The sequence below is a fragment of the Aestuariivirga sp. genome, assembly GCF_020252405.1.
Taxonomy (GTDB): Bacteria; Pseudomonadota; Alphaproteobacteria; order Rhizobiales; family Aestuariivirgaceae; genus Aestuariivirga.
The window spans coordinates 1-26628 of sequence record NZ_JADCDA010000078.1 but is presented as its reverse complement, the minus strand read 5'-3'; the positions used below and the strand labels follow the sequence as shown (position 1 = coordinate 26628).

Below are 26628 nucleotides of genomic sequence, written 5' to 3'. Positions count from 1 at the left end.
TCCTGCATTTCAGGCGCACGAAACATGCGGCGGGGTCCGAGTCAAGGTTGACCGCCGCGGGCGGATCGGCCTTACTCGTCCCATGTACACCGCCGACGAGCTCGAACAGGCCAGCCGGATCGTTTATTCCGCCATGCCGCCCACCCCGCAATATGCCTGGCCCCTGCTGAAGGAGGCCACCGGCTGCGAAACCTGGGTGAAGCATGAGAACCACACGCCCACCGGCGCCTTCAAGCTGCGCGGCGGCCTCGTCCACATGATGATGCGGAAAGACCGCGGCGAGCTCGGTGGCGTCATCACCGCCACGCGCGGCAACCATGGCCAGTCCATCCCCTTCGCCGCGGCCCGCGCCGGCATCCGCTCCACCATCGTCTGCCCCGTCGGCAACTCGCCCGAGAAGAACGCCGCCATGCGCGCGCTCGGCGCCGAACTGATCGAGACCGGCCACGACTTCGACGCGGCGCGCGAGACGGCGATGGAGATCGCCAGGGAACGCGGCCTCGACTTCATCCCCTCCTTCGGCAAGGAGCTCGTCATGGGCGTGACCACCTATGCCCATGAGCTGTTCCGCGCGGCAGGCGAACTCGACGCCGTCTACGTTCCCATCGGCATGGGCTCCGGCATCGTCGGCACCATCGCGGCGCGCGACATGCTGGGTCTCAGGACCCGGGTGATCGGCGTGGTGGCGGAAGGCGCCAATGCGGTGGCCCTGTCCTTCGCGGCGGGCACGCCCGTCTCCACCAACACGGCTTCGACCTTCGCTGACGGCATGGCCGTGCGCGTCGTCAACGGGGAGGCCTTCGCGCGCATCAAGAAGGGTGCCGACCGCATCGTCACGGTGAGCGACGAGGAGATCGCGGAAGCGGTGCGGCTCTATTTCCGCTGCTGCCACACCATCGCCGAAGGCGCGGGCGCCGCGCCGCTCGCCGCGTTGATGCAGGAGCGCGACAGGATGAGGGGCCAGCGCGTGAGCGTCATCCTTTCCGGCGGCAACATCGACATGCCGAAGTTTGCCGAAGTGCTGGAGGGCAGGACGCCCTCACCCTGACGCCGACTGCTTCTTCACACCGTTCACCTTCATCAGCACATCGATGAGGCGGGGGATGAAGCGCTCCCCATAGCCCATGTTGTCGGCCATCACGGTGATCTGGTGCGCCGTCTCGGCGAGGAAGGAGGCGACGGGCAGCTCCTCCGTCATGTTGGTGTAGTAGCGCAGGTCCTTCCTCGCGTTGCGGATGGCGAACCTGGCATGGCTGTCGTCATCGGCCAGCGGCACGTTGATGAGGCGGCCGAACATCACCGAATTGGCGCCCCCCGACATGACGATGTCCTTGAGCGCCTGCATGTCAACGCCCGCCTTGGCGGCAACCGTGATCGCCTCCGCCGCCACCGCCGCATGGCAGATCGACAGGAAATTATTGATGAGTTTCAGCTGGTGCGCCGAGCCCACGGGGCCGGCATGGACGATGGTGTCGGCAAAACAGTCCAGCACCGGGCGGATCCTCGCCATAACCTCCTGCGGGCCGCCGGTCATCAGCCCCAGCTTGCCGGCCTCGGCCTCCTTCGGAGTGCGCGTCATCGGCGTGTCAACGAAATGGCCGCCTTTGGCCTCCACATCGGCGGCGAGGCGCTTGGTCGACTCCGGCTCCGCCGTCGAGCAGTCGGCGATGACGAGGCCGGGGCGGACGGCATTGATCAGCCCATATTCGCCATGCACGATGTGCTCCACCTGCGGCGTGCCGGTGACGCAGAGGATCACGAGGTCCGACTCCTTCGCCACCGCGAGGGGATTGTTGCGCTCATGCGCGCCCCTGGCCACGAGATCGTCGATGGGCGCGCGGTTCCGGTGCGCCATCACGGTGAGCCCGTAGCCCTTCTCCAGAATGTTCTTGCCGATACCGTGGCCCATGAGGCCGGCGCCGATAAGGCCGACGCGCTTGATGGTCATGACTGCCCTCCCACAAATTCCATGAACTTATCCTGCTCCAGAATGTGGAGCCTGTCTTCCGCCTTCTTGTTGAAACCGAGCCGGGCATAGAAGCGCCCGGCTCCGCTGTTGGATTCGTCCACCTCAAGCTTGACGAAACGCGCTCCGCGCGCGGCAAAGCGCCGCGCGGAGCAGCGCAGCAGGTCGAGCCCGGCATTGCGCCCGCGCGCCTCCGGCAGCACGAAGAGATCGACGACATAGAGCCCCGGCGCGCCGCGCCAGGTGGAGAAGGTCATGAGGCCGAGGCAGGCGCCGATCAGGCGGCCGCCGTCTTCGGCGACAACCACGTCAATGAGATCGGACGCCTTGCGCAGCTTTTCGCCGGTCAGCGCGGGCACGAAATCCGAGCCGATGTGCTCCGCGAGGCCGCGCACCATGCCAGCCACGGCGTCCGCCTCATCCGCGTGCATCGGCCGCACGGCAAGACTCATGCGGAGAGTCCCCTCAGCAGCTGTTCGAGGTTGAGGCCGAGATTGGGCGAGGGATAGCCACCCTCCTGCACCACCAGCATGGGGAGTTGCAGCATCCCGATGTGACGGCCGATCTCGGCGAACTCCGCCGTCTGGATGGCGAAGCCCCGGAAAGGATCGTCGACCGCGATGTCGAGACCCGCGGCAACCACAACGACCTCCGCGCCGAAACCGGCAATGCGCTGCAGGGCCGCTTCGAGCGAGGCGAGATAGGGCCTGATCGTCGTGCCGCGCTCCATCGGCAGGTTGAGGTTGAAGCCTTCGCCCGCATCGCGCCCCGTCTCCTCCGCATAGCCCCAGAAGAACGGGTAGAAGCGCCCGGGGTGGACGTGGAGCGATATGGTGAGCACGTCGGCGCGGTCATAGAATATCGCCTCCGTGCCATTGCCGTGGTGGACGTCGATGTCGAGCACCGCCGTGCGCCTGCCGGCCCCGGCAAACAGAGCCGCGGCCAGGGCCGCGTTGTTGAGGTAGCAGAAGCCCGCCGCCACGTCGGCTGCGGCATGGTGGCCCGGCGGGCGGCACAGCGCATAGGCGATGCGCTCGCCTTCGAGCACCAGTTTCGCGCCATGCGCGGCTGTCGCCGCACTGGCCCGCGCCGCCGCCCAGGTCTGCGCCGTGATGGGCGCGGAGCCGTCTCCCAGGTGCCAGCCGCACTGGCCCACCACGCTGTCCGGGTAATGCGCCGGCGGCAAGCCGGGGCGGCCGAGCGCGAACACATTGGCGGCGGGCGTTTCCGCCGCGTCGGCGAGGCGCTGCCAGCGCTCCCAGACGGTGGAGAGGAACTGGATGTAGCGGCGGTCATGGACGAGTGCGATGGTGTCGCCGGAGATTTCGGGCGGCGGCACAACCGGTCCGCCCAGGCGGCGCACGCCTTCCATCAGCATGTCGATGCGCTGGGGACGCTCCGGTATCGGCTGGGGCTTGCCCGCGACGATGAATTCGCGCGGTGCATGGGAGCGTTGCGTGTCGTCGAAGACGGTGATCACCGGTTTGCCGAGGCCTCTGTTTTGCTGCTAGGATTTTGGGCGAGCATTCACAGCAAAGCAAGGCTTGGCCACCATGTCCTCCGCACTCCCCAAGCATATCCACTCCACCGGTGACCTGCCGAAAGTCGCCTGGGCCAGGGGCGCCTATGTTTATGACGTGGACGGCAAGCAATATATCGACGGCTCCGGCGGCCCCGCCGTCTACTGCATCGGCCACTCCAACGAGGAGGTGAATGCCGCAATCGCCAGCCAGCTCGACCGCATCGCCCATGGCTATCGTTACAACTTCTCCTCCGATGCGCTGGAGGAGCTGACCGGGATCATTCGCGCCCGCTGCGGCGGCACGCTGAACAACATGGTCTATGTCACGGGGGGCTCCGAGGCCGTCGAATCCTGCCTCAAGCTCGCACTGCAATATCACGCGGCGCGCGGCGACATGAGCCGCCGCCGCTTCATCGCCCGCGAGCGTTCCTGGCACGGAAATACGCTGGGCGCGCTTTCGGTCTCGGGCTTCCTCGAGAGGAAGCGCGCCTTCGAGGGCTCGCTGCTCGACGTCTCGCATCTCTCGCCCGCCAATGCCTATCGCCCGGTTGCCGGTGCTGATGCCGGGACCGTGGGCGAGGCCTGCGCCAGGGAACTTGAAGACGAGATCCTGCGCGTCGGCCCCGGCACGGTCTGCGCCTTCATCTTCGAGCCCGTGGTGGGCGCCGCCGGCGGCTGCGTGCCGGCACCCGGGGGTTACGCGAAGCGCGTGCGCGAGATCTGCGACAAGTACGGCGTCATCCTGATCTCCGACGAGGTGATGTGCGGCGCGGGCCGCACCGGTTCCTGGCGCGCGCTGGAGCAGGATGGCGTGGAGCCCGACATCATGTCGGTCGCCAAGGGCCTTGCCGCCGGCTACCTGCCGCTGGGCGCCGCGATCTACAATGACAAGGTGGCGGATGCGATCCATGGGCTCCATGGCGCACCGATGACCGGCCACACCTTCACCGCCCACACCGCCTGCTGTGCTGCGGGCGTCGCCGTGCAGAAGATCGTCGAACGCGAAAAGCTGGTCGAGCGCGTGAAGGCCAGGGCCCCGCAGTTCCGCGCCATGCTGGCGGACGCGACGAAGGACATGGAGGCGGTGGGCGACATTCGCGGGCGGGGGTTTTTCCAGGCGATCGAGCTGGTGGCGGACCGCAAGACCAGGAAGCCCTTCGACGCCGGGAAGAGGCTGTTCATGAAAATCCGCCAGCAGGCCTTCGACAATGGGCTGATCTGCTATCCGGTGGGCGGCAACGTTGACGGCGTCAACGGCGACGTGGTGATCCTCGCCCCACCCTACAATGCGACGGATGCCGAACTGGCCGAGATCGTGGAGAAGACCGCAGCCTCGGTGCGCCAGGTGCTGAGGGCGGAAGGAGTGGCCTGAGGCCGGGTCTTCACCAGCTTCACCGGCTTCCCCTTCATGAACGGAGGGCGGCGGGGCGGCTGGCCGCCGCGAGGGGGCAATAGGCTGACGGCGGCATGCCGCTTCCGGCCCGCGGTCACTGCGGCCAGGGGAGCGACCACGTCTTCACATTGGTGAAGAACTTCATGGCCTCCATGACGCCTTCCTTCACGCCGTTGCCGGAGTCCTTGATGCCGCCGAAGGGCGACATCTCGATGCGGTAACCCGGCGCCTCCCAGATGTTCACCGTGCCGACGTCCAGCCCGTCGACGAATTTCGTGATGCGCGAAAGACTGTTGGTGCAGACACCCGATGAGAGCCCGAATGGCGTGGAGTTGGAGATCCTGATCACCTCCGCATCATCATTCGGCACGCGCACGATGGGCACGATGGGTCCGAAGGTTTCCTCGAAGACGAGCTCGGACTGATGCGGCACGAAATCGAGCGTGATGGGCGGCAGCAGCGCGCCCTGGCGGCCGGGGTTGTAGAGGATCTTCGCCCCCTGCTCGGCGGCCTTGTGGACGCGGTCCTCGAAGGTCTTGGCCGCCAGTTCGTGCACCACGGTGCCGAGGTCGGTGGCGGGGTCCATCGGGTCGCCGAACTTGATGGCCCTGGCCCTGGCCAACACCTTCTCGACGAAGCTGTCGGCCACGCGCTCCTGCACCAGGATACGCTTCACCGCCGTGCAGCGCTGGCCCGAGTTGCGCGTGGCGCCGGCGGCGGCGAGTTCCGCCGCCCTGTCGAGGTCCTGATCGGAGAGATCGTCGAGGACGATCAGCGGGTCGTTGCCGCCGAGTTCCAGCGCGGCGCGCCTGTAGCCCGCCTTGGCGGCGATGATCTTGCCGACGCGCACCCCGCCGGTGAAGGTGATGATGCCGATGTTGGCGTTCGTCACCATCTCGTCGCCGATGTCGCCGGGCCAGCCCGTGACGACCTGGAACATCTCGGGCGGCAGGCCGGCCTCGTAGAGGATGTCCGCCAGCGCGATGCAGGTGAGCGGCGTCAGCTCCGTGGGCTTGGCCACCACGCAATTGTTGGTGGCAATGGCGGGCGCCACCTTGTGGGAGACCATGTTGAGCGGATGGTTGAAGGGTGTGATGGCGGAGATGACGCCCACCGGCTCGCGCTTGGTGAAGATCTTGCGCGGCTTGCCCTGAGGCGTGACATCGCAGGAGAAGATCTGGCCATCGTCGAGGATGCAGAGCTGACCCGCCAGCGAATAGACGTCACAGGCGCGGCCCACCTCGTAGAGCGAATCCTTCTTGGAAAGGCCAAGTTCCAGCGTGATGAGGTCCGAGAGCTGGTCCGCTCTCGACCTGATGAGCTCCGCCGTGCGGAACAGGATTTGCTGGCGCTCGTAGCGGGTGAGCTTCGGCTTGTGGTTGCGGGCGATTTCGAAGGCCTTCGCGGCATGACCGGCCGTGCCCGCGGGCACGGTGCCGATGATTTCATTCGTATACGGATAATGAACGGGAATAACGCCCTCGGCATCGACATGTCTGCCGCCGATACGCATCATTTCCCTGATGACCGGGCGCTTTGCTGCGGCGATGTTCATGTTCAGGCCTCCACGAGATGATTGCAGCCCAGCGCAAAGGCATCGAAATTGCGCAGCTGCTCCGGCGCATTCCTGAACCTGCGGTTGGCGATGACGGGGATCTCCTGCTCGGTGAGGCCGCCATGGGAGCGCAGCGGCTCGGTCAGCCCCGAAAGATCATGCTTGCCGCGCGACGTGCCGATGACCTTGGAGCCCGTGGGGCCGCCGGAGATGACGATGACGTCGCCCATGCGGTCCTCGGGAAGCCCGAAGCGGGCGCAGGCGGTTTGCCGGTCGAGCACGGCGTCGATGCCGGGCTGAAGGGCGATGGCAGCCATGATCCCGCTCACGTCCGGGCCATGGGCATAGACGGTGGCGAAACTGCCGAGCGCGCCGTGGTGGACCACATAGGGATCGGTGATCGGCAGGATGACCTTTGTCATCCCGGCGCCGAACTTCGCATCGAGCACGTCCTGAAGATAGAGCACGTCCGGCTCGCCGTTGCCCAGGTGCTTGTCCTTCATGCCGTGGTCGGCGACGATGACGATGATGGCGCCGCCCGCATCGAGTTCGCCCAGGTATTTGTCCATCATTGCATAGAAGCGGTTCGCCCCCTCCGAGCCCGGCGCATATTTGTGCTGCACATAATCGGTGGTGGAGAGATACATCAGGTCCGGCTTCATTCGGCGAAGCAGCTGGACGCCGGCGGCGAAGACGAATTCCGAGAGCTCGGCGGAATAGACATCGGGCACCCCCATTCCGGCGAGGGAGCAGGCGTCTTCGATGCCGTTGTCCCTGAGGTTCGCCTCGCCGGCCTTTTCCGAGGAGAAGGCGACGGCCGTGCCGTCGAAGACGAGGCCCTTGCCGAGGAGCAGGCGCAGCTTGTCCTTTGCCGTCACCACGGCGATCTTCGCACCGGCCTTCTGGAAGGCCTCGAAAATCGTGGGTGCGCGCAGCCATTTGGGGTCGTTCATCATCGTTTCCAGGCCGGTGGCCGGGTCGATGAGATAGTTGCCGCAGATGCCGTGCACCTCCGGCGGGCGGCCGGTGACGATGGACAGGTTGTTCGGGTTGGTGAAGCTCGGGATCACCGAGAGGCCGCGGCGGTTCTCGCCCCTGGCGATGATGCGCCTGAGATTCGGCATCAGCCCCCGTTCCATGGCGATTTCCATATAGGCGGGCTCGGAGCCGTCGCAGCAGATGACGACGAGCGGGGCGGAGGGCCAGTTGTAGCTGCGGCCATTGACGGTGACGGTTTTCATGCGTGTCGAGTCCACTTCTTTTCTCATTTGGCGTCGCCCCGGCGAAAGCCGGGGCCCAGCTTCGGGCGTCGTCCCAGCGGAAAGCTGGTTCCCGGCTTTCGCCGGGATGACGACAAGAGACAGTCACGCTTCAATCGGCGCCAGGTCGGTGACCTTCATGTTGGCCAGCACCTCCTTGATCGCCGACAGGACATTCATCATCACCGTCTCGTCCACCTTGCCGATGGTGCCGATGCGGAAGGACGGACGCTTTGTCAGCTTGCCGGGGTAGATGGCGAAGCCGCGGCGGCGGAGCTCCTCGTAGAAAGTCTCGAAATGGAAGTTCATGTCGCGGGGCGTGAGGAAGGTCTGGATGATGGGACCCGCCTGGTCGTCGGGCAGCAGCGTCGAGAATCCCATGCCGCGCATGCCCTCGATGAGAATCCGCGCATTCCTCCGGTAGCGGGCGCCGCGCGCCGGAACACCGCCTTCGGCGGCGTGTTCCTTCATCGCCTGGTGGAAGGCGGCGAGCGCATGGGTGGGCGGCGTGAAGCGGAACTGGCCGTTGGTCTCCAGCCCCTTCCACTGTTCGTGGAGATCGAGCACGACCGAATGGCTCATGCCCCTGGAGGCCTGGAGCATGTCGCGCCTGGCCAGCACATAGGAGAAGCCAGGCACGCCCTCGATGCACTTATTGGAGGACGACACCATCACGTCCATGCCCGCGCCCATGTTGAGCGCGATGGCGCCGAAGGACGACATGGCATCGACCATGCAGAACTTGCCGCGCGCCTTCGCCTCCCGCGCGATCTCCTCGATCGGGTTGACGATCCCCGAGGTCGTTTCGCAGTGGACGATCCACACGTGGCTGATCGACGCGTCGGCGTCGAGCGCCGCGCCCACCTCATCGGCGCTGGGCGCGGCGCTGTCGCCCTTGTCGATCGTCACCACCGGGCGGCCGAGGTGCGAGAGAATGGCGGCGGCGCGGTCGCCATAGGCGCCATTGGCGACGACCAGCGTCCTCGTCCCGGCTTTGGGGCAGAAGGCGCCGAGGGCAGCCTCGATGGCGAAGGTGCCCGAGCCCTGCATGATGACGCATTCATAAGAGTCGTTGCAGCCGGCGAGGCCGAGCAGGCCCTTGCGGATATCCGAGACCAGGCGGCGGAACTCGACATCGCGCGAGCCCCAGTCGGCCAGCATCGCCGCCTTCACGCCGCGCGAGGTGGTGAGGGGGCCAGGCGTCAGGAGATAGGGCATGTCTTCCTGGCCGGGCGGGCCGGCAAAGCGGTGGGGCTGCTTGTCCATGTCGGTGACCTCCCGGATGCGAACCGGAAAATGGGCGCTTGACCCCTATCAGTCAAATCGTATGTTCTTATGTGCCACATAAGTGTGACTGATATGCGACACGCCCAGCTGAAGGCCTTCCACGCCGTTGCCGTGCACGGCGGATTTTCCCGCGCGGCGGAGGCCCTGGGCCTCACCCAGCCGGCCGTGTCCGACCATGTGCGAAAGCTGGAGGAGACCTATGGCGTGCAGCTCTTCACCCGCGCGCCCTCCGGCGTGGCGCTGACCGGCATGGGGCGCAAGCTCTTCGCCATCGCCGAGCGCCAGTTCGAGGCGGAGGCGCAGGCGCTCGAACTCCTCTCCCGCGGCAAGACCCTGGAGGAAGGCCAGCTGACCATCGGGGCGGATGCCGCCGTGCACATCCTGCCGGAACTTGCCCGCTTCCGGTTGAGGCACCCCAGGCTCTCGGTGCGGCTGGTGACGGGAAACTCCGCGCAGCTGGTCAGGCGGCTCGAGGATTTTTCCATCGACATCGCCATCACCGCCGGGCGGCCGGCGGAACCGGGGTTCCTGGCGAAGAAACTCAGGAGCGACCGGCTGGTGGCGGTGGTGCAGCGTTCCTCGCGGCTGGCGAAGCTGAGGGAGATGCCCTTCGCGCAGCTTGTGAAGCTGCCGCTCATCCTGCGCGAGGAAGGCTCCATGACGCGCAGCCTGCTGCTGGAGGAGGCGCGCAGGCGCGGGCTGGCGCTGTCCGGCGCGATCGAGATCGAAAGCCGCGAGGCCGCGCGCGAGGCCGCGGCACAGGGGCTGGGGCTTGCCATCATGTCGCAAGGCGAACTCGTGCCCGACGGGCGGCTGGCGGCGCTCGCCATTCCGGACTGGACGACGGAGATGGAGGAGTGGATGATCTGCCTAAAATCGCGCAGCTCGCTCCACGTCATCCGCTCCTTCTTCACGGCCGAACCATCTTGAGCGCCGGCGCCGCCACTGGCCGCGGCCTCGCGCGCGGCCTCGGCGCCTTCCATCCACCTCACGTCTCCCAATTCACCTTGCGCGGGCTTGACCCGCGTATCCTTTTTGGCGGCCGGGAAAAGGATGCCCGGGTCTGGCCCGGGCAAGGTGAAGGTTGGGCGGGCACGGCGAAGGCGTCACCCCTCCAGCATCTCGCGTTTCATTTCGAGTTCGAGCCACTGCTCTTCCGCCCTGGCCAAATCCCCGCGCGCCGCCGTGAGGCGTGACGCGGCCTGATCGAAGGCCTTCGCGTCGCGTGCGAACAGCGCCGCATCGGCGAGCTTCGCTTCGAGTGTGCCGATCTCGTTCTCCAGCTTCTTCATCGTCGCGGGCAATGTTTCCAGCGCGTGTTTCTCCTTGAAGGAGAGCTTGCGCCGCGCCTGCGGGGCCTCGGTCTTCGGCGCGGATGAGGATGATGGCCTGGCGGCCTCCGCCTTGAACTTGCCTGCTTCCACGCCGGCCCCGCGCTGGGCCACCATGTCCGAATAGCCGCCGGCATATTCGGTCCACCTGCCATCGCCCTCGGCCATCAGCACCGAGGTGGCCACGCGGTCGAGGAAGTCGCGGTCGTGGCTCACCAGAAGAATGGTGCCGGCATAGTCCGCCAGCATCTCCTGCAGCATGTCGAGCGTTTCGAGGTCGAGGTCATTGGTGGGCTCGTCGAGGATCAGGAGGTTCGAGGGCTTGGCGAGTTCGCGCGCCAGGATCAGCCGGCCGCGCTCGCCGCCCGAAAGGACACGCACGGGTGTGCGCGCCTTGTCCGGCGGGAAGAGGAAGTCCTTCATGTAGCTGACCACATGCCTGGTCTCGCCATTGACCGTGACCGAATTGCCGCGGCCATCGGTGATGACGTCCGCCAGAGTCGCACCGGGATCAAGGCTCTGGCGGCTCTGGTCCAGCGTCACGGTCTGAAGATTGGCGCCGAGGCGGATCGTGCCGCTGTCGGGGTCCAGCGCGCCGGTCAGCAGCTTGATGAGCGTCGTCTTGCCCGCGCCATTGGGGCCGGCGATGCCCAGCCTGTCGCCGCGCATGACGAGGAGATCGAGGTCCGCGACGATCGGCCTTTCGCCGAAGGTCTTCGACACGGCCTTGGCTTGCGCCACCAGCTTGCCGGACATGTCGCCCGAGGTGGCGGCCATGCGCACCGCACCCTGCTGGCCCACATGTTCCCTGCGCTCCTTGCGGAGCGACGCCAGCAGGCCGACGCGGCGCATGTTGCGCTTCCTTCGCGCGGTGACGCCATAGCGCATCCAGTGCTCCTCCGCCTCGATGCGCCTGGCGAGCAGCGCCTGCTCGGCCTCTTCCTTCGCCAGCACCTCGTCGCGCCAGGTTTCGAAATCGGCGAAGCCGCGGTCGAGGCGTCGCGAGGCGCCGCGGTCGAGCCAGACCGTGCGGTTGGTGAGCGATTGCAGGAAGCGCCGGTCATGGCTGATCAGCACGAAGGCTGAGCGCAGCGACTTGAGCTCCGCTTCCAGCCATTCGATGGCGGATAGGTCCAGGTGGTTCGTCGGCTCGTCGAGCAGCAGCACGTCCGGCTGCGGCGCCAGCGTGCGGGCGATGGCGGCCCGGCGGATTTCGCCGCCCGACAGGCGCTGCGGATTTTCATCGCCGGTGAGGCCCAGTTCGCGCAGCAGATAGGTGCAGCGGTGCGGATCATCGGCCGGGCCAAGCCCCGCCGCGACATAGTCCAGAACGGTCGCATGGGCAGAGAGGTCAGGCTCCTGCGGCAAATAGCGGATCGTGACGCCGGGCTGCACCCAGCGCTCGCCCTTGTCGGCCTCGACCATGTCGGCCTCGACCATGTCGGCCTCGACCATGCCGGCGGCGATCTTCAACAGCGTCGACTTGCCCGAGCCGTTGCGCCCGACAAGCGCCACGCGCTCGCCCTCGGCCACCGCGAGCTCGGCATTCCCGAGGATGGGACGTCCGCCAAAGGTGAGGCCGATGCCGCGGAGGTGAAGGAGAATCCTGCTCATCAGGCCCAAGGCTGTAGCCTAAAGCCCGGAGCTTCTCCAGTCTCCCAGATAGGCGCGGAGCCCGGGCAGGTCCCGAGCCGCGAAGAGCTCCGCCGTGGGGCGCAGCGCGAGGACGCGACCGCTTTCGAGATAGGCCGTGTGCGTGGCGGCGGTAAGTGCGTCTTCCGGCTGGTGCGTGACCATCACCACGGTGAGTTTCCGCGACCGCTGCATGGTCTTCACCAGCTCCAGCATGTCCTTGCGCATGGCGGGGCCGAGTGCTGCGAAGGGCTCGTCCAGCAGCAGCGCCGGCCTGTCGCGCACCAGGGCGCGGGCCACCGCGACGCGCTGGCGCTCGCCACCGGAAACCTCGCCGGGCTTCCTGTGCATCAGCGCGCCGAGGCCGACTTCGGTCAGCGCGGCATCGACGCGCGACCTCTGCTCCGCATCGGGCTTCAGCGAGGGCGAAATGCCCAGCGCCACGTTCTGCCACAGGTCGAGATGGGCGAAGACGTTGTTGTCCTGGAAGATCATGCTGACCGGGCGCTGGTCCGGCGGCAGCGCCGTGACGTCCCGCCCGCCGATGAGCACACGGCCACTCTCCGGCATCTCGAAGCCGGCGATGAGGTTGAGGAGCGTCGACTTGCCGCCGCCCGAGGGGCCGATCACCGCGGTGAGGGAGGCGGCGGGGAACTCCGCATCGAAGCGCATCCGCATGTCTTCGTGGCGGAATGTTACGTCATCGAGACGGATCATCGCTGGCCGCTCCAGCGTTCCGCGAGCGAGGAGAAGGCGAGCACGAGCGCGCCCAGCACCAGCGCCGTGCCGATGGCCTCGTCAAAGCGGTAGCTGCCCATCTGGCGGTGGATGAGGGCGGGAAGCGTCACGAAGTCCTGCGTGCCGAAGAGCGAGATGGCGGTGAGGTCGCCCAGGGACAGGATGAGCGCCATGACAAGGGAGAGGCCGATGGCGCGCTTCATCACGGGCAGCTCCACCAGCCGGAAACGGCTCCAGCCGGAGAGGCCGAGGCTCATGCACAGCCGGTCATGCGCCTCCGCGGACTGCGCGAGGGCGGGCGTCAGCACGCGGGCGGCGAAGGGCAGCGACATCAGCGCATTCATGGCGATCACGAGGAAAGCCGCAAGCCCCGTCATGCCGGCATGGGCGATGAGGCTGACGAACCAGCCGGTGGCGAGCGCCGCCGGCGGAACGATCCACGAGGCGAGCACCGCAATGGCGGCGGCCTTCCGCCACGCATCACTGCGCACAGCCAGCACGGCGAGCGGCCAGACCACGGCGAAGGCCAGCGCGGCGCTCGCGGCGCCGAGGCCGAGGCTCGTCGCAAGCGCGCGCGCAAGGAGGGCCGAGGGACGGATGTGGAGGAGCCCCGCCGCGACGAGCGCCATCAGCGGCGGCACGAGCAACAGAAGGGCGAGCACCACCACCCCGCCATCGAACAGGCGGGCGCTTGCCGAACGGCCATCATGGCGCCTGGGCTGCAGCCGCAGCATGGGCCAGCCGACGGCGAGGCCGCCCCAGGCCTGGGCGGTCAGGGCCAGCGTCGCGCACAGGGCGAGCTGCACCAAAGCCAGCATGGAAGCGCGCTGCGGGTCGAAGTCGGCGCGCAGCGACTGGTAGATCGCCACCTCCAGCGTGGTGGCGCGCGGGCCGCCGCCAAGCGTGAGCACCACGGCAAAGCTCGACGCGCAGAGCAGGAAGATGAGAAGTGCGGCGCCCGCGACGCCGCTCCTCACCGCGGGCCATTCGACGAGCCGCCAGATGGCGGTGGGCTGGAGGCCCAGCTGCGCGGCGAGCTTCCAGCTCTCCGCCGGGATGCGCTCGAGATCAGCAAGGATCAGCCGCGCGGCGAGCGGCGCGTTGAAGAACACATGCGCCAGCAGGATGCCTTGCAGGCCGTAAATGTCGAACACCCCGCCGAGCCAGCCCCCGGCGCCATAGACTTCGATGATGCCGATGACGACCACGATGGCCGGCAGCGCCAGCGGCAGATTGAGGAGCCTGAGCAGCAGCGCCCGCCCGGGGAAAGAGGATTGCCGCGCGAGGGCCCGGGCCAGCGGCAGGCCGAGGGCGAGCGAGAGAACGGTGGACAGCCCCGCCTGAAGGAGCGTGAAGCGCAGCACACGGAACACATAAGGATCGAGGCCGGAGAAGCCCTGCTCCAGCCCCATGCGCAGCACCGGCAGGAAGCCCGCCGCGAGTGCGAGGGCCAGAAGGGCGAGCGCCGCATAACCCGGCGCCCGCGATGGTCGGTAGGCGATCACCCCGCGCGCGTTACTTCGCCGTGGCGTTCAGCCACTCGTCGATCCAGGCGCGGCGGTTCTGGTCCACCTCGTCGGGCGAATAGAGCAGCGTCTTTGCGGGCTTCACCAGCCGGTCGAAGGCCGGCGGCAATGGCGCCGAGGTGGCGCCCGCCGGGAACATCCAGTTGTTGGTGGGGATCTGGTCCTGGAAGCCCGGCTGCATCATGAAGGCGAGGAACTTCTGCGCCAGCTCCTTGTGCTTGCTGCCCTCGATGATGCCGCCGACCTCGACCTGCAGGTAGTGGCCCTCGGCGAAGGAGGCCGCCTTGTAGCGGTCGGTGTTCTCGGCGATCATGTGATAGGCGGGCGAGGTGGTGTAGGACAGCACCATCGGCGCCTCGCCCTTGGTGAACAGCGCATAGGCCTCGGACCAGCCGGGCGCCACGGTGAGGATGCGCGGCTCGAGCTTCCTCCAGGCCTCGGCCGCCCTGCCGCCATAGACCTGCTTCATCCAGAGAAGGAAGCCGAGACCCGGGGTGGAGGAGCGCGGGTCCTGCAGCACGATCTTCTGCCTGGGGTCGCCGTTGACCAGTTCGTCCAGCGACTTCGGCGGGTCCTTCATGGTCTCACTGTCATAGACCACGGCGAAATAGCCGTAGTCGAAGGGCATGAAATATTCATCCGTCCACGGAAGGGGTGTCTTCGCCTCCTTCACGTCCATGCCGTGCTTGCCGAAGAGGCCGGTCTTGGCGGCCTCAGCCGTCAGGTTGGTGTCGAGGCCCAGCACCACGTCGGCCTTGGTGTTCTTGCCTTCGAGCTTCAGGCGGTTGAGGAGTGCCACGCCGTCGCCGGGGGCGACCCATTCGACGGTGCAGTCGCAGGTCTTCTCGAAGGCTTCCTTCACCTTGGGGCCGGGGCCCCATTCGGCGACGAAACTGTCATAGGTGTAGACGGTGAGCGTGTCCTTCGCCATCGCGGGGGCGGTGAGCGTGAGGAGCGCGAACAGAGCTGTGAGTGTCTTCTTCATAATACCTCCATTGGCCGTTGGATGGAGGATTGGGCATTGGGTGAGAACGCCCGCTCGCAATCCCTCCGCCGGCATGATCCGGATCAGGTTCAGCGGGTTTGGGGCATAAGCCCCGTCTCAGCCGCTTGGGCGCGGCACCCCGTTGAGAGCGAAATCAGAACTAAGGCTTCCCGCGTGCGCTGGCAAGCGGCTTTTGCTACAAGCGGCGCATGACACGATTTGCAATCTTGCTGGGCGGCGACCTGACGGCGACGCCGCGGCTGAAGGGCCAGATCAGGGGGGCCCGCGTGATTGCCGCCGACAGCGGCATGATGCATGCGTCAACGCTGGGCGTGGTGCCGGAACTCTGGGTGGGGGATTTCGATTCCGCAGGCTCCGAACTCACCATGCAGTACCGCGACGTGCCGCGCGAGACCTTTCCCGCGGAGAAGGACGCGACCGACGGCGCCATCGCGGTGGAAGAGGCGATCCGCCGCGGCGCCAGCCAGATCATGCTGCTCGGCGGCCTGGGCGGCCAGACGGACCACACGGCAGGCCTCCTCGGCCAGAGCGTCGCCATCGCGCGGCGGGGCGTCGCCTGCATGCTGACCAGCGGCACGGAGGAGGCCTGGCCGCTGATCGGCGGCCGCATGGTCGTGGACCTGCCGCCGGAGACGCGCCTCAGCATCATTCCGTTCACGGATCTTCTCGGCCTCGATCTCGAGGGCGTGAAATGGCCGCTGAGCAAGCGCGACGTGCCGGTGGGATCGACCCTTACGCTCTCCAACGTCGCGCTGGGGCCTGTGGCGATCCGACTTGTCGAGGGCCATGGCGTGGCCATCGCTTATCCGCCGCAGCACATCGATGGCTGACGTGGCGCTGGCGATCGAAGGTGTCGGACGGCGCGGAGAGGGCGTGGCGCGCACCGGGGGACGCACGGTGTTTGTGCCTTACACGCTGCCCGATGAAGAGGTGACGGCGGAAGGCGCGGGCGAGCGGCTGTCGCTGACCGCCGTCGTCACCGCATCGCCCGACCGCGTGGCGCCCTTCTGCCGCCATTACGGCCGTTGCGGCGGCTGCCAGCTGCAGCACTGGCGTGAGCAGCCCTATCGCAGCTGGAAGGCCTCGCTCGTCAGCGGGGCGCTGAAGGCGCGTAGCTTTGAAGCCGCCGTTGCTGACTGCATCGATGCCCATGGCGCGGGGCGGCGCCGCGTGGCGCTGCATGTGCGCAAGCGCAACGGCGTGGTGACGGCGGGCTACATGGCGGCGCGCAGCCACACGCTGCTTGACATCGGCCACTGCCCGGTCCTCGAACCCGCGCTGGAGCGGGCTTTCGACATCGCCCGCGCGCTGGGCGCGACGCTTGGCGATTGCGACGTCGGCGTGACGGCAACGCGCGCCGGCCCCGACGTGAGCGTGAAGGCCGGGCGTGACGTTCTGGCGCGCGAGCACGGCAGTCTCGCAAGCTTCGTCAACGCGCTGAAACTCGCGCGGCTCTCGGTCAATGGCGAGGTGATCGCCTCGGCGGCGGCGCCGCGGGTTCAACTCGGCAAGGCCACCGTCGCTCTTCCGCCCGGCGGCTTCCTGCAGGCGACAGCACAAGGCGAGGAGACGCTGGCGCGGCTTGTCGTCGATGCGCTCGGCAAGGCGAGGAATGCCGCTGACCTGTTCTGCGGCATCGGCCCCTTTGCGTTCCGCATTGCCGAGCGCGCCCGTGTCGCGGCCTATGACAATGACAGGCCGGCCATCGCGGCGCTCAACGCCGCGATAAAGGCCACCTCCGGCCTCAAGCCGATGACGGCCGCCGTGCGCGACCTGTTCCGCGAGCCTTTGGCGCCGGGCGAGATGGAGGGATTGGATGCGGTCGTCTTCGACCCGCCGCGCGCGGGGGCAGAGGCGCAGGCGCGGCAGCTGGCGCGGAGCAAGGTGAAGACGGCGGTGGCCGTCTCCTGCGATCCCGTCACCTTCGCGCGCGATGCGGAGATTCTCATCGGCGGAGGCTTTTCGCTGAAGCAGGTGACGGCGGTGGACCAGTTCAAATACTCATCCCACGTCGAGGTCGTGGCCCGGTTCACGCGCTGATCTGCCGCGGCGGCGCAGCAGCGTGGTCAATTTGGCCCGGCGCACTTCCATGCCTCGCGCCTTGCATGCCTTGCGCCTTGCCGGGGCTCATCCGATCAGCTGGCCGAACACGTCCATCGGCGTGTTGGCGCCGCAGATGACGACGCCGACGCGCTCGTCCTTCTCCGGCTTGTAGGCGCCCGACAGGAGGGCGGCGAAGGCGGCGGCCCCGCCGGGTTCGGTGACAAGCTGCGTCTCGCGCCAGAGATGGCGCTGGGCGTTGCGGATGTCGTCATCCGTGACCAGCGCCACACTGCTGACGTGGTCGCGGGCGATGTCGAACATCAGCTTTCCGACCGTGGTGGCGCCAAGCGAATCCGTGGCGAGGCCCGAGGCCTTCACCGGCACGCGCTCTCCCGCCGCAAGGGCTGCGTGCAGCGTGTTGCAGGTGACGGGCTCGACACCCACCACCTTGACCCGCGACTGGTACCAGGCCGCGATGCCGCCAATCAGCCCGCCGCCACCCACGGCCACGAGCAGCGTATCGATGCCGGGGGCCTGTTCCTCGAGTTCACGCGCCAGCGTGCCCTGGCCTTCGAGGGTGGGGACCGCGTCATAGGCGTGGACGCCCGCCGCCCCGCTGACCGCGAGATAGGCATCGCAGAGGGCCAGTGCCGCATTGTAGTTCTCGCCCTGCTGCACGACCTCCGCCCCGTAGGAAGCGATGCGCGCGACCTTGGCGGGCGAGGAGATCTCCGGCACGAAGATGCGCGCGCGGTGGCCGAGCTGGCGCGCGGCATAGGCAACCGCCGCCCCATGATTGCCGCCCGAGGCGGTGGCCACCCCGCCCGGCCCCACGCTCGCCTGCAAGAGCGTGTTGAAGGCGCCGCGGGACTTGAAGCTTCCCGCATGCTGGAGGAGTTCGAGCTTCAGCGTGACGGGAAGCGCCACGCCGTCAACCCTCACGTCGATGACCGGCGTGCGCCGCACATGGCCCGCAATGCGGGCGGCTGCGCGGGTAATGGCGTCACGCGTGATCGTCGGGCGGGACGCGGTGTGGGCGGTCATCGGCGGTTGTTGTCCTCGGTTGAGCGTTTCTTTGTCACGCCGAGATCGCCATGCGCAAGCCCCTCGCATCCAGCGGCGGATCGGCGGGAAAGGTGACGGCCCGGCCTTCGAGAATCCGCCTGGCGCTCCAGGCGCAGGCGCAGGCGTCGATCAGGTCATCCGCACCCACATCGGCGCGGCGATAGGCGGAGGGCGGAAGATCGATGATCGGGAACCCCGCCCTGGCGAGCAGCCTCTTGCGCAGATCGAGGCCGGGCGCGTGCGGCTGGCCCTTCAGCTTCTTGGGCAGCGGCAGGGGAGCCTCACCGTTCATCGCCCAGAAGGCGAGCTCCGGATGAACCTCGGCGAGGCCTGACTGCAAGGCCGGCGTGATCAGCGCGTCGATCTCGCGCATCTTGGGGAAGATGTGGAAGATCTGCTTCGACACTTTTTTCGGCGGATCGGAGGCCGCGAGGTTGGCGGCACAGGCCTCCCGATAGTCGGCGCACATCACGGCAGCGCGCGAGGGCACGGAGAAGACGCTCGACTGCCGATCACCGAGCCTCGCCCGCGCCTCGCGCTCGGCCGCACGGCCGGAGCCCTGCGGAAAGCCGATCGGCATGTCCACCGCGATCACCGCCGCATCCATCGCCAGCACCTCGGCAAAGCCGCGGCAGAGATGATGCGAGACGGCCTCCGCCCAGCGCACGGCGATCCAGCCGCCGGGGCAGCCATCGACGCCGATGACGGGTGTCATGATCCGTGCAGCGCGCCCGCCACGTTCAGCACCGTTGTGCCGGAACTGAGCGCGATGGCGCGGGCCAGTGTCCGCATCGCTGACGCGAAAGCCTGCCGCGGCGCCTGTTCGAGGCGCGCGGCAAGATAAAGTCCGCTGAGGAAGTCACCCGTGCCGTTCGGCACCTTCACGAGCTTCGGCGCGGTGATGCGGTGCACCCCGTCGGGTGTCACCAGCAAGGTGGCGAGGCCGTCATGCGCGGGAACGGAGGTGGCGAGCACTTCCGGCAACGACAGAGAACGCGCGGCGGCGATGGCGCTCGCCTCGTCCGTCACCTCATTGCCAGAGAGCCATGCGAGTTCGAAGGCATTGGGCGTGAGGCAGTTGGCGCGCGGCAGCAGATGGCGGCGGATCGCCTCCGCCACATCCCGCGGGACGTAGAGCCTGCCATGATCGCCCATCACCGGATCGGCCAGCAGGAAGGGAACGGGGATGCGGTCGAGCAGGCGCGCCACCTCTTCAACCTGCCCCACGCTTGCAAAATAGCCGGTGAGCAGGGCGTCGAGTCCGGACAGCGCGCCCAGGGCCTCGAGAGCCGCGAACATGCGCGCCATGTCCTCCGCCTGCACGCGCAAGCCCGCGGGCGCGCCATGGCCCGGGTGGTTCGACAGCATGACGGTGGGCAGCGCCAGCACCTCGTGCCCCTTCGCCTGCAGGGCCGGAACGGCGGCGGAATTGCCGACGGGGCCCCAGACGACCTGGCTGGAGATGCTCAGCACCTTCATCAGATCACGTTCCTCTCGAACAGCGGCTGGTTGCCGCGGATGCGCTCGAAGCCGAAACGCGCAAGATCGATGGTCTTGTAGCGGCCATCGATGATCAGCTCCGAAATCGCGTTGCCCGCGGCAGGCCCCTGCTGCAGCCCATGGCCGGAGAAGCCATTGGCAAAGAAAAAATTCCTTATCTCCGGGTGCGGGCCGATCACCGCATTCTGGTCCAGCGCATTGTAATCGTAATGCCCCGCCCAGGCGCCGATGACCTTGACCGCCTCGAACAGCGGCACGCGGCCGGCGAGTGCCGGCCAGATCATTTCCTCGAACCAGTTGTAATCCACCTCCCAGTCGAAGGTGTCCGGCTCCTGATGTTCTTCCGGCGAGAGGCCGGCGATGAAGTTGCGGCCTTCGGGGCGGAAATAGACGCCGCCGGGAATGACGGTGAGCGGCGCCTTGCGCAGCGCGTCCGTCGCAGCCGGGCAATCGAGCACATAGACATAGCGCTTGCGCGGGCCGACCGGCAGGTCGATGCCCGCAAGGCCCGCGAGCTTGCCCGCACCCGTGCCCGCCGCATTGACCAGGGCGCCGCAGGAGACCGCCTCCCCCGATGCCAGCCTCACGCCTGTGATGCGGTGGTCCTCGCGCGTCACACCCGTCACCTCTCCCTGAATCAGCTCCACGCCCCTGGCGATGGCCGACTTCCGGAACAGCGCGGCGAACATATAGGGGTCGACCCAGCCCTCGCCCGACAGGCCGAAGCAGGCGGCTGCAATCCCCTCCGTCACCAGCCAGGGAAAGCGCTGGGCCAGCGCATCGCCGCGCAGCAGCACATTGTCCGCGCCATTGGCGGTCTGGACGGCGTGATTCTCCTCAAGAATGGGCAGGCCCCCGGGCGTCGAGCAGATCAGATAGCCCTGTTCCCGGAAGCCGATGTCGGCATCCGGCCCGAACTCCTGTTTCAGGTTCTTGACCAATGTCACGCCGAACTTCGAAAGATGAATGTTTTCCGGCGTTGAGAACTGCTGGCGCAGGCCGCCGGCCGAGCGGGCGGTGCAGCCGAATGCCCAGCTGGTGTCCTTCTCGATCAGGGCGATGGCGCCCGTGTGGCCATTTTTCCGCAGGTAATGGGCGCTGGCGCTGCCCACCACGCCGCCGCCCACGATCACGACGTCATAAGTTTTCATGGCGGCGGACATTGCCCAAAGCGGCAGGCTCCCACAAGGGCGGACGTCATGCGGCCTGAGCATGATCTTGTCGCAAAACCGGTTCCACTTTTCCGGATCATGCTTTAGCCTGCGGCGCGGCAGGGGACGGAAAAGACCAGATGTGCGGAGTCAGACCCGGCGCTCTCTGCAGGCCCGGCGCATGACGGCCATTGCGGAGGCGAATTCGTGAGCGTCAAGACCAACCCCGGAAACTGTTTCGAGGACTTCCGCCTGGGCCAGACCATCCGCCACGCCACGCCGCGCACGGTGACGGCTGGCGACGTGGCGCTCTATACCGCGCTTTACGGCCCGCGCTTCGCCGTGCAGTCCTCCGATGCCTTCGCCAGGGCGGTGGGATACCCGCAGGCTCCGGTCGATGACCTGCTCACCTTCCATGTGGTGTTCGGCAAGACCGTGCCGGATGTCTCGCTCAATGCGGTGGCGAACCTCGGCTATGCCGATTGCCGCTTCCTGAAGGCCGTCTATCCCGGCGACACGCTGTCGGCCGTCTCCGAGGTGATCGGCCTCAGGGAGAATTCCAGCGGCAAGACCGGCGCCGTCTATGTGCGCTCGGTGGGAACGAACCAGCGGGGCGAAGAGGTTCTCTCCTATGTGCGCTGGGTGATGGTGCGCAAGCGCGATGAGGCGGCCCCTGCGCCAGAAGCCGTGGCGCCCACGCTGCCGAAGCGCGTCGACCTCGCCGAACTCGGCCGCGCCTGCCCGGCGATCGACACCGGCAAGTGGGATAACGGCCTCGCCGGTTCCTCCCACCGCTTCAAGGATTATGCGGCGGGCGAGAAGATCGATCACGTCGACGGCATGACGGTGGAGGAGGCCGAGCACATGCTCGCCACGCGCCTTTACCAGAACACCGCCAGGGTGCATTTCAACCGGCATTCGGAAGCGCAGGGCCGCTTCGGCCGCAGGCTCATCTATGGCGGCCACGTCATCTCGCTCGCCCGCGCCCTGAGCTTCAACGGACTGGCCAACGCCTTCCACATCGCCGCCATCAACGGCGGCCGCCACGTGGCCCCGCTCTTCGCGGGCGGCACGGTCTTCGCCTGGTCGGAGATCGTCGAGACGGCGGAGCTGCCGGGGCGCGGCGATGTCGGCGCGCTGCGCATCGTGACGCGGGCGACGCGCGATCTTCCGTGTACGGAGTTCCCCCTGGAGGACGGCGCACCCGACAAGCCCGGCGTGATCCTCGAGCTCGATTACTGGGCGCTGATGGTGCGGTAGTCTTTTTGCGTCCGTCACTCCACCGGCGTCCACAGCACCTGGTCGATGCGCGTGGCGCCCGAGGCCAGCATCACCAGCCGGTCGAGCCCCAGCGCCACGCCCGAGGCGGGCGGCATCATCGCCAGCGCTTCCAGCAGCTCCTCGTCGATCGGATAGCGCTCGCCATAGACCTGTTCCTTGACATCCATCTCGGCCATGAAGCGGCGGCGCTGTTCGCCGGGGTCGGTGAGCTCCCCGAAGCCGTTGGCGAGTTCCACCCCGCAGGCATAAAGCTCGAAACGCTCCGCGACGCGGCGGTCGTGGGCCGCGGTGCGGGCCAGTGCGGCCTCGACGGCTGGATATTCATGGAGCACCGTGATGCGGCCATTGCCCAGCTGCGGCTCCACCATCTCCGACAGGATGCGGCTGAAGATGTCGGACCAGCTCTCGTCCTTGCCGAAGGCCACGGGCGAGACGGCGGCCAGCGCTTGCGCATCCGCCGTTCCGTCAGCCCGCAGCGTGGCCAGCAGGTCCACCCCGGCGTGGGTCTTGAAGGCGTCGTTCACCGTCAGCCACTCAGGCCCGGCGAAGGGATCGGCCTCGCGGCCCCGCCAGTGGAAGCGCGCGGTCCCCGCCACCTCGGCGGCAAGGCGGACGAGGGCAATCGTGTCGGCGATGATAACCTCGTAATCCTCCCGCACCCGGTACCATTCCAGCATGGTGAACTCCGGCGAATGGGTCGGCGTGCGCTCCCGGTTCCGCCAGACATGGCCGAGGTTGAAGATGCGGGTTTCCCCTGCCGCCAGCAGCTTCTTGCAGGCAAATTCGGGCGAGGTGTGGAGATAGCGCGGCTCGCTCGAGCCATCGGGCCGGATCAGCCCGGTGGCGAAGGCATGGAGATGGGCCTCGTTTCCGGGCGAAACGGCAAGTGCCGCGCAATCCACCTCCACGAAATCGCGTTCGGCGAACCACTGGCGCATCGCCGCCACGATGCGGTTCCGGGCCATGAGGAAGGGGCGGCGGTCGGCATGGCGGGAAGGGTCGAACCAGCGGGACGGGGTGGCCAAGGGCCTGGCCTCCTGGGGGGTTGGCTTCCGGAATGGCCGCTGCTAATACCCCCCGCAACCAATTCCGGCAATTCGAGAGAAACGGGAAACAACGTGGTCAAGGTAATCGCAAGCGGTGTCCGCAAGGGCAATGTCATCGAGCATGAGGACGGCAAGCTCTATGTCGTGCTGAAGGCCGAATCCATGCACCCCGGCAAGGGCACGCCGACCACGACCATCGACATGCGCCGCATCTCGGACGGCGTGAAGACGGTGGTGCGCTACAAGACGACCGACCCCCTCGAGCGCGCCTTCGTCGAGACCATCACGCATTCCTACCTCTACCAGGACGGTGACAGTTACATCTTCATGAACCCCGAAAACTACGAGCAGATCCAGGTCTCGGGCGACATGCTGGGCGGGCAGGCCCCCTTCCTGCAGGAAGGCATGGAGTGCCAGATCGCCCTGTTCAACGGGGCGCCCATTTCCATCGAACTGCCGCAGCGCGTGACGCTGGAGATCGTCGAGACCGAGCCCGCCATCAAGAACCAGACGGCGTCTTCCTCCTTCAAGCCCGCGGTCCTCTCCAACGGCGTGCGCACCATGGTGCCGCCGCACATCGTCTCGGGCACCCGCATCGTGGTGCAGACGGAAGACGGCGCCTATGTGGAGCGCGCGAAGGACTGAGGCTTGTGGCCGGGCTTGACCCGGGCATTCTCGTTTGACACCACCACCAACATCTCACCTTCGCCCGGCTTGACCGGGCGATCCTTTTTGGTGGCCGCGAAAAAGGATGCCCCGGTCAAGCCGGGGCAAGGTGAGTGGAATGAAGGGCGCCGGGGTGACGGCATCAAGTCATATCACCCAAGCGCCTTCGTCATCACATCCGTCAGGCGCTTCGCGAAGCCTGTGGGGTCCGGCACCTGCTCGCCTTCGATGATGAAGGCCTGGTCGAGCAGCAGTTGCGCGGCATCCTCCACCGCGCCCGCACCCCTGGCCTTCACCAGCGCGGCCAGCGCCTTGATCAGCGGGTGGCCGGGGTTCACCTCAAGGACCGGGGCCGACACCGAGATGCCGGAGTCCTTCTGGCGCGACAGCAGCTTCTCCAGCGTGCGGTCCATCATGCTGTCGTTGACGATGCAGACGGCGCTTGTCGTAAGGCGCGTCGATGCACGAACGTCCTTCACCTTGTCGCCCAGCGCCTGTTTCAGCGCGGCGTTGAGCACGGCGGTGGCCGCATCATCCGCCGCATCCGCTTTCGCCCCGTCCTTCAGCTTGATGAGATCGAGATCGGCGGAGCCCTGCGTCACCGGCTTGAAGGGCTTGCCGTCATAGCCCAGCGCGGTGCGCACCCAGAAACTGTCGACCGGATCGGTGAGCAGCAGCACCTCCACGCCGCGCGCCTTGTAGCCCTCGAGCTGCGGCGAGGCCTTGGCCCTGGTGATGTCCTCGGCGGTGAGATAGTAAATTGCCGTCTGGTTCTCCTGGAGGCCAGCGATGTAATCCTTGAGGCTCACCCAGTCGCTCCTGGTCGATCTGAAGCGGACAAGCTCATGGAGCTGGTCGCGGCGCTCCATATCCTCATAGAGTCCTTCCTTGAGCACCGGGCCGTAGATCTCCCACAGCCTGGCGTAGGCCGCATCATCCGTCTCGCTGAGCTTCCTCAGCTCCGAGAGCACCTTGCCGGTCACGGCCTTGCGGATCGCCGCCACCTGCGGATTGTTCTGCAGCATCTCGCGCGAGATGTTGAGCGGCATGTCCTCCGAATCGATGACGCCGCGCACGAAGCGCAGGTAGGCGGGCAGCAGCTCCACGTCATCGGCGATGTAGACGCGCTTCACATAAAGCTTCTGGCGGCCGCGGCGCTCCGGATCATAAAGGTCGAAGGGGCGCTCGCCCGGCACATAGAGCAGCACGGTATACTCGTTGCGGCCCTCCGCGCGGTAATGCAGCGTCAGCGCCGGATCGGAATAGCTGCCGGAGATGTGGCCGAAAAATTCCTTGTGCTGCTCCGGCGTGATGTCGGATTTCGGCCGTGTCCAGATGGCGCTGGCGGAGTTGATCTGCTTCGCCGTCCCGTTGCCCACCGCCAGCATGATGGGGTGCGCGATGTGGTCCGAATAGGTGCGCACCACGCTCTCGATCTTCCAGTCCTCGAGGAACTCCAGCGCATCGTCGCGCAGGTGCAGGATGATGGAGGCGCCGCGCGGCGCGCTTTCGGCCGGCGTGACGGTGAAGCTGCCCGCGCCGCCGGACGACCACCGGTAGGCCTCCTCCGAGCCCGCGCGGCGCGAGATGACGTCCACCGTCCCGGCGACGATGAAGGCCGAATAGAAGCCGATGCCGAACTGGCCGATGAGGGGCACGTCGCCCTGCTTCGCCTTCACCTGCTCGACGAAGGCCTGGGTGCCGGACTTGGCGATGGTGCCGAGATTGTCGATCAGCTCCTGCCCGCTCATGCCGATTCCGGAGTCGGCGATGGTGAGGGTCCTTCCCTCCTTGTCCGGCGTGATGGTGATGGTGAGGCCGGGCTGGCCCTCCAGCAGCTCCGGCTGGGCAATCGCCTCGTAGCGCAGCTTGTCCAGCGCGTCGGCGGCATTCGAAATCAGTTCGCGCAGGAACACGTCCCGGTCGGAATAGACCGAATGCACCATGAGATGGAGGAGCTTCGCCACCTCCGCCTGGAACTGATGGGAAGTCGCGGTGGCGCTGCCGGTCGCGGTGTCACTGGCCATGTCAGCCTCTTCAAGAGCCTGTGTCTGATTGATGCCGGTGGATATCGGATGCCGCTGCCCGCTGGTCAAGAGGGCCAAAACAAAAGACAAAAGGCCGAAGCGGGGGGTGCTCCGGCCTTCTGGACTCTCTCGAGATTACGCCTCGAACACACCTGAAACTTGGGGTGGCCCGGCTGGCTTTGCGAGATCCGGGGGGCTGGGGGGGGCTGAGTTTCCGAAGCTCAACACCAGCCGGGCCGCTAGAGGCAACGATGGATTTATGGTCCCCGACATGGGCGGCAGCTTGCCCGCAATGCGGCCAAAACATGATTTCTGCTCAACGCTTGCCAAGGCGGCGGAACGGGTTCATCCTCCCGGTCGTCATCAGCCTGTCACGAGCAGCGGGATCACCCAGTTGGACAAGACGGACGACATCATTCCGCTCCGGCCCTGGGGAGCGAATGCCCCGGCCGGACAGGCGCCACCGCGCCAGCAAAACCCGCAGAAACCGCCCGAGCGCGTCGCCTTTGACCGCAGGGAACTGCAGACCATCCTGGGCTTCTACGGCGCCCGGGTGGCCGAGGGCGAATGGCGCGACTACGCCATGGACTTCGGGCGGGAGAAGGCGGTGTTTTCGGTCTTCCGCCGCGCCTGC

The 26628-nt window shown here is 67.1% G+C and carries 24 protein-coding genes and 1 riboswitch; of the genes, 8 read left to right on the top strand and 16 right to left on the bottom strand.

What is annotated here, in order from left to right:
- Positions 1–82: 82 nt before the first annotated feature.
- Entirely contained in the window at positions 83–1048 is a 966-nt protein-coding gene (locus IOC69_RS11905) for a threonine dehydratase (RefSeq protein ID WP_290543775.1), read from the top strand.
- Here the strand turns inward: IOC69_RS11905 and IOC69_RS11900 are convergent.
- The 3 genes from IOC69_RS11900 to IOC69_RS11890 are packed head-to-tail and all read right to left on the bottom strand — an operon-like array spanning position 1040 to position 3446.
- Positions 1040–1948 carry an NAD(P)-dependent oxidoreductase gene (locus tag IOC69_RS11900; RefSeq protein WP_290543774.1) on the bottom strand — a complete coding sequence of 303 codons (909 nt, stop codon included), beginning with the start codon at positions 1946–1948 and terminating at the stop codon, positions 1040–1042. The two genes, IOC69_RS11905 and IOC69_RS11900, sit on opposite strands and share 9 nt — an antisense overlap.
- The gene (locus tag IOC69_RS11895) at positions 1945–2418 is read right to left on the bottom strand and encodes a GNAT family N-acetyltransferase (protein ID WP_290543773.1); all 474 of its coding nucleotides are present in this window, start codon (positions 2416–2418) and stop codon (positions 1945–1947) included. Before IOC69_RS11895 ends, IOC69_RS11900 begins: the two co-directional genes overlap by 4 nt.
- Positions 2415–3446 carry a histone deacetylase family protein gene (locus IOC69_RS11890; protein WP_290543772.1) on the bottom strand — a complete coding sequence of 344 codons (1032 nt, stop codon included), beginning with the start codon at positions 3444–3446 and terminating at the stop codon, positions 2415–2417. Before IOC69_RS11890 ends, IOC69_RS11895 begins: the two co-directional genes overlap by 4 nt.
- 73 nt (positions 3447–3519) lie before the next feature.
- Here IOC69_RS11890 and IOC69_RS11885 point away from each other — a divergent pair, with 73 nt between their 5' ends.
- The gene (locus IOC69_RS11885; protein WP_290543771.1) at positions 3520–4860 is read left to right on the top strand and encodes an aspartate aminotransferase family protein; all 1341 of its coding nucleotides are present in this window, start codon (positions 3520–3522) and stop codon (positions 4858–4860) included.
- A gap of 115 nt (positions 4861–4975) precedes the next feature.
- Here the strand turns inward: IOC69_RS11885 and phnY are convergent, their stop codons facing one another.
- The 3 genes from phnY to IOC69_RS11870 all read right to left on the bottom strand — a co-directional run bounded on the left by phnY (position 4976) and on the right by IOC69_RS11870 (position 8961).
- Positions 4976–6436 (bottom strand): phosphonoacetaldehyde dehydrogenase, encoded by a 1461-nt coding sequence (gene phnY / locus IOC69_RS11880; RefSeq protein WP_290543770.1) that lies wholly within the window; start codon positions 6434–6436, stop codon positions 4976–4978.
- Positions 6437–6438: 2 nt separating this feature from the next.
- Positions 6439–7677 carry a phosphonoacetate hydrolase gene (phnA, locus tag IOC69_RS11875; protein ID WP_290543769.1) on the bottom strand — a complete coding sequence of 413 codons (1239 nt, stop codon included), beginning with the start codon at positions 7675–7677 and terminating at the stop codon, positions 6439–6441.
- Positions 7678–7800: 123 nt separating this feature from the next.
- Complete coding sequence (locus IOC69_RS11870) at positions 7801–8961, bottom strand: 2-aminoethylphosphonate--pyruvate transaminase (protein WP_290543768.1); 1161 nt, start codon at positions 8959–8961, stop codon at positions 7801–7803.
- 93 nt (positions 8962–9054) lie between these two features.
- On the opposite strand from IOC69_RS11870, the gene IOC69_RS11865 reads away from it, so the two are divergent.
- Positions 9055–9912 (top strand): LysR substrate-binding domain-containing protein, encoded by an 858-nt coding sequence (locus IOC69_RS11865; RefSeq protein WP_290543767.1) that lies wholly within the window; start codon positions 9055–9057, stop codon positions 9910–9912.
- Between the two features lie 176 nt (positions 9913–10088).
- Here the strand turns inward: IOC69_RS11865 and IOC69_RS11860 are convergent, their stop codons facing one another.
- The 4 genes from IOC69_RS11860 to thiB are packed head-to-tail and all read right to left on the bottom strand — an operon-like array spanning position 10089 to position 15194.
- Positions 10089–11927: an ATP-binding cassette domain-containing protein gene (locus tag IOC69_RS11860; protein ID WP_290543766.1), complete on the bottom strand. Its 1839-nt coding sequence runs from the start codon at positions 11925–11927 to the stop codon at positions 10089–10091.
- An 18-nt stretch (positions 11928–11945) separates the two neighbouring features.
- Positions 11946–12662, bottom strand: coding sequence for a thiamine ABC transporter ATP-binding protein (gene thiQ / locus IOC69_RS11855; RefSeq protein ID WP_290543765.1), 717 nt, complete (start codon positions 12660–12662; stop codon positions 11946–11948).
- Positions 12659–14188 (bottom strand): ABC transporter permease subunit, encoded by a 1530-nt coding sequence (locus tag IOC69_RS11850; RefSeq protein ID WP_290543764.1) that lies wholly within the window; start codon positions 14186–14188, stop codon positions 12659–12661. The genes thiQ and IOC69_RS11850 overlap by 4 nt, the downstream gene beginning before the upstream one ends.
- A 10-nt stretch (positions 14189–14198) precedes the next feature.
- Positions 14199–15194 carry a thiamine ABC transporter substrate binding subunit gene (gene thiB, locus IOC69_RS11845; protein WP_290543763.1) on the bottom strand — a complete coding sequence of 332 codons (996 nt, stop codon included), beginning with the start codon at positions 15192–15194 and terminating at the stop codon, positions 14199–14201.
- Between the two features lie 43 nt (positions 15195–15237).
- Positions 15238–15346, bottom strand: a riboswitch (TPP riboswitch).
- A 57-nt stretch (positions 15347–15403) separates the two neighbouring features.
- Between thiB and IOC69_RS11840 the strand changes: the two genes are divergently transcribed.
- Both IOC69_RS11840 and IOC69_RS11835 read left to right on the top strand, forming a co-directional pair.
- Complete coding sequence (locus IOC69_RS11840; RefSeq protein ID WP_290543762.1) at positions 15404–16045, top strand: thiamine diphosphokinase; 642 nt, start codon at positions 15404–15406, stop codon at positions 16043–16045.
- Positions 16038–17255 carry a class I SAM-dependent RNA methyltransferase gene (locus tag IOC69_RS11835; protein WP_290543761.1) on the top strand — a complete coding sequence of 406 codons (1218 nt, stop codon included), beginning with the start codon at positions 16038–16040 and terminating at the stop codon, positions 17253–17255. The genes IOC69_RS11840 and IOC69_RS11835 overlap by 8 nt, the downstream gene beginning before the upstream one ends.
- An 87-nt stretch (positions 17256–17342) precedes the next feature.
- Here the strand turns inward: IOC69_RS11835 and IOC69_RS11830 are convergent, their stop codons facing one another.
- Genes IOC69_RS11830 through IOC69_RS11815 form a run of 4 tightly spaced genes read right to left on the bottom strand, consistent with a single transcriptional unit; the run spans position 17343 to position 20974 of the window.
- A complete protein-coding gene (locus tag IOC69_RS11830; RefSeq protein ID WP_290543760.1) occupies positions 17343–18302 on the bottom strand; it encodes a threonine/serine dehydratase in 960 nt (319 codons plus the stop codon).
- A 34-nt stretch (positions 18303–18336) separates the two neighbouring features.
- Positions 18337–19038: a DUF429 domain-containing protein gene (locus IOC69_RS11825; RefSeq protein ID WP_290543759.1), complete on the bottom strand. Its 702-nt coding sequence runs from the start codon at positions 19036–19038 to the stop codon at positions 18337–18339.
- Positions 19035–19802: a PfkB family carbohydrate kinase gene (locus IOC69_RS11820; RefSeq protein WP_290543758.1), complete on the bottom strand. Its 768-nt coding sequence runs from the start codon at positions 19800–19802 to the stop codon at positions 19035–19037. The genes IOC69_RS11825 and IOC69_RS11820 overlap by 4 nt, the downstream gene beginning before the upstream one ends.
- A complete protein-coding gene (locus IOC69_RS11815; protein ID WP_290543757.1) occupies positions 19802–20974 on the bottom strand; it encodes an FAD-binding oxidoreductase in 1173 nt (390 codons plus the stop codon). Before IOC69_RS11815 ends, IOC69_RS11820 begins: the two co-directional genes overlap by 1 nt.
- A gap of 207 nt (positions 20975–21181) precedes the next feature.
- Between IOC69_RS11815 and IOC69_RS11810 the strand changes: the two genes are divergently transcribed.
- The gene (locus tag IOC69_RS11810) at positions 21182–22234 is read left to right on the top strand and encodes a MaoC family dehydratase (protein ID WP_290543756.1); all 1053 of its coding nucleotides are present in this window, start codon (positions 21182–21184) and stop codon (positions 22232–22234) included.
- A gap of 14 nt (positions 22235–22248) precedes the next feature.
- On the opposite strand, the gene epmA is transcribed toward IOC69_RS11810, so the two are convergent.
- Positions 22249–23280, bottom strand: a complete 1032-nt coding sequence (epmA, locus tag IOC69_RS11805; protein WP_290543755.1) for an EF-P lysine aminoacylase EpmA — start codon at positions 23278–23280, stop codon at positions 22249–22251.
- Positions 23281–23373: 93 nt separating this feature from the next.
- Here epmA and efp point away from each other — a divergent pair, with 93 nt between their 5' ends.
- The gene (gene efp, locus IOC69_RS11800) at positions 23374–23946 is read left to right on the top strand and encodes an elongation factor P (protein WP_290543754.1); all 573 of its coding nucleotides are present in this window, start codon (positions 23374–23376) and stop codon (positions 23944–23946) included.
- A gap of 173 nt (positions 23947–24119) precedes the next feature.
- Here efp and htpG read toward each other — a convergent pair whose 3' ends face one another.
- Complete coding sequence (htpG, locus tag IOC69_RS11795) at positions 24120–25994, bottom strand: molecular chaperone HtpG (RefSeq protein ID WP_290543753.1); 1875 nt, start codon at positions 25992–25994, stop codon at positions 24120–24122.
- A gap of 271 nt (positions 25995–26265) precedes the next feature.
- Here htpG and IOC69_RS13695 point away from each other — a divergent pair.
- A partial coding sequence (locus tag IOC69_RS13695; RefSeq protein ID WP_366935518.1) for a DUF2794 domain-containing protein occupies positions 26266–26628 on the top strand: 363 nt, incomplete at its 3' end.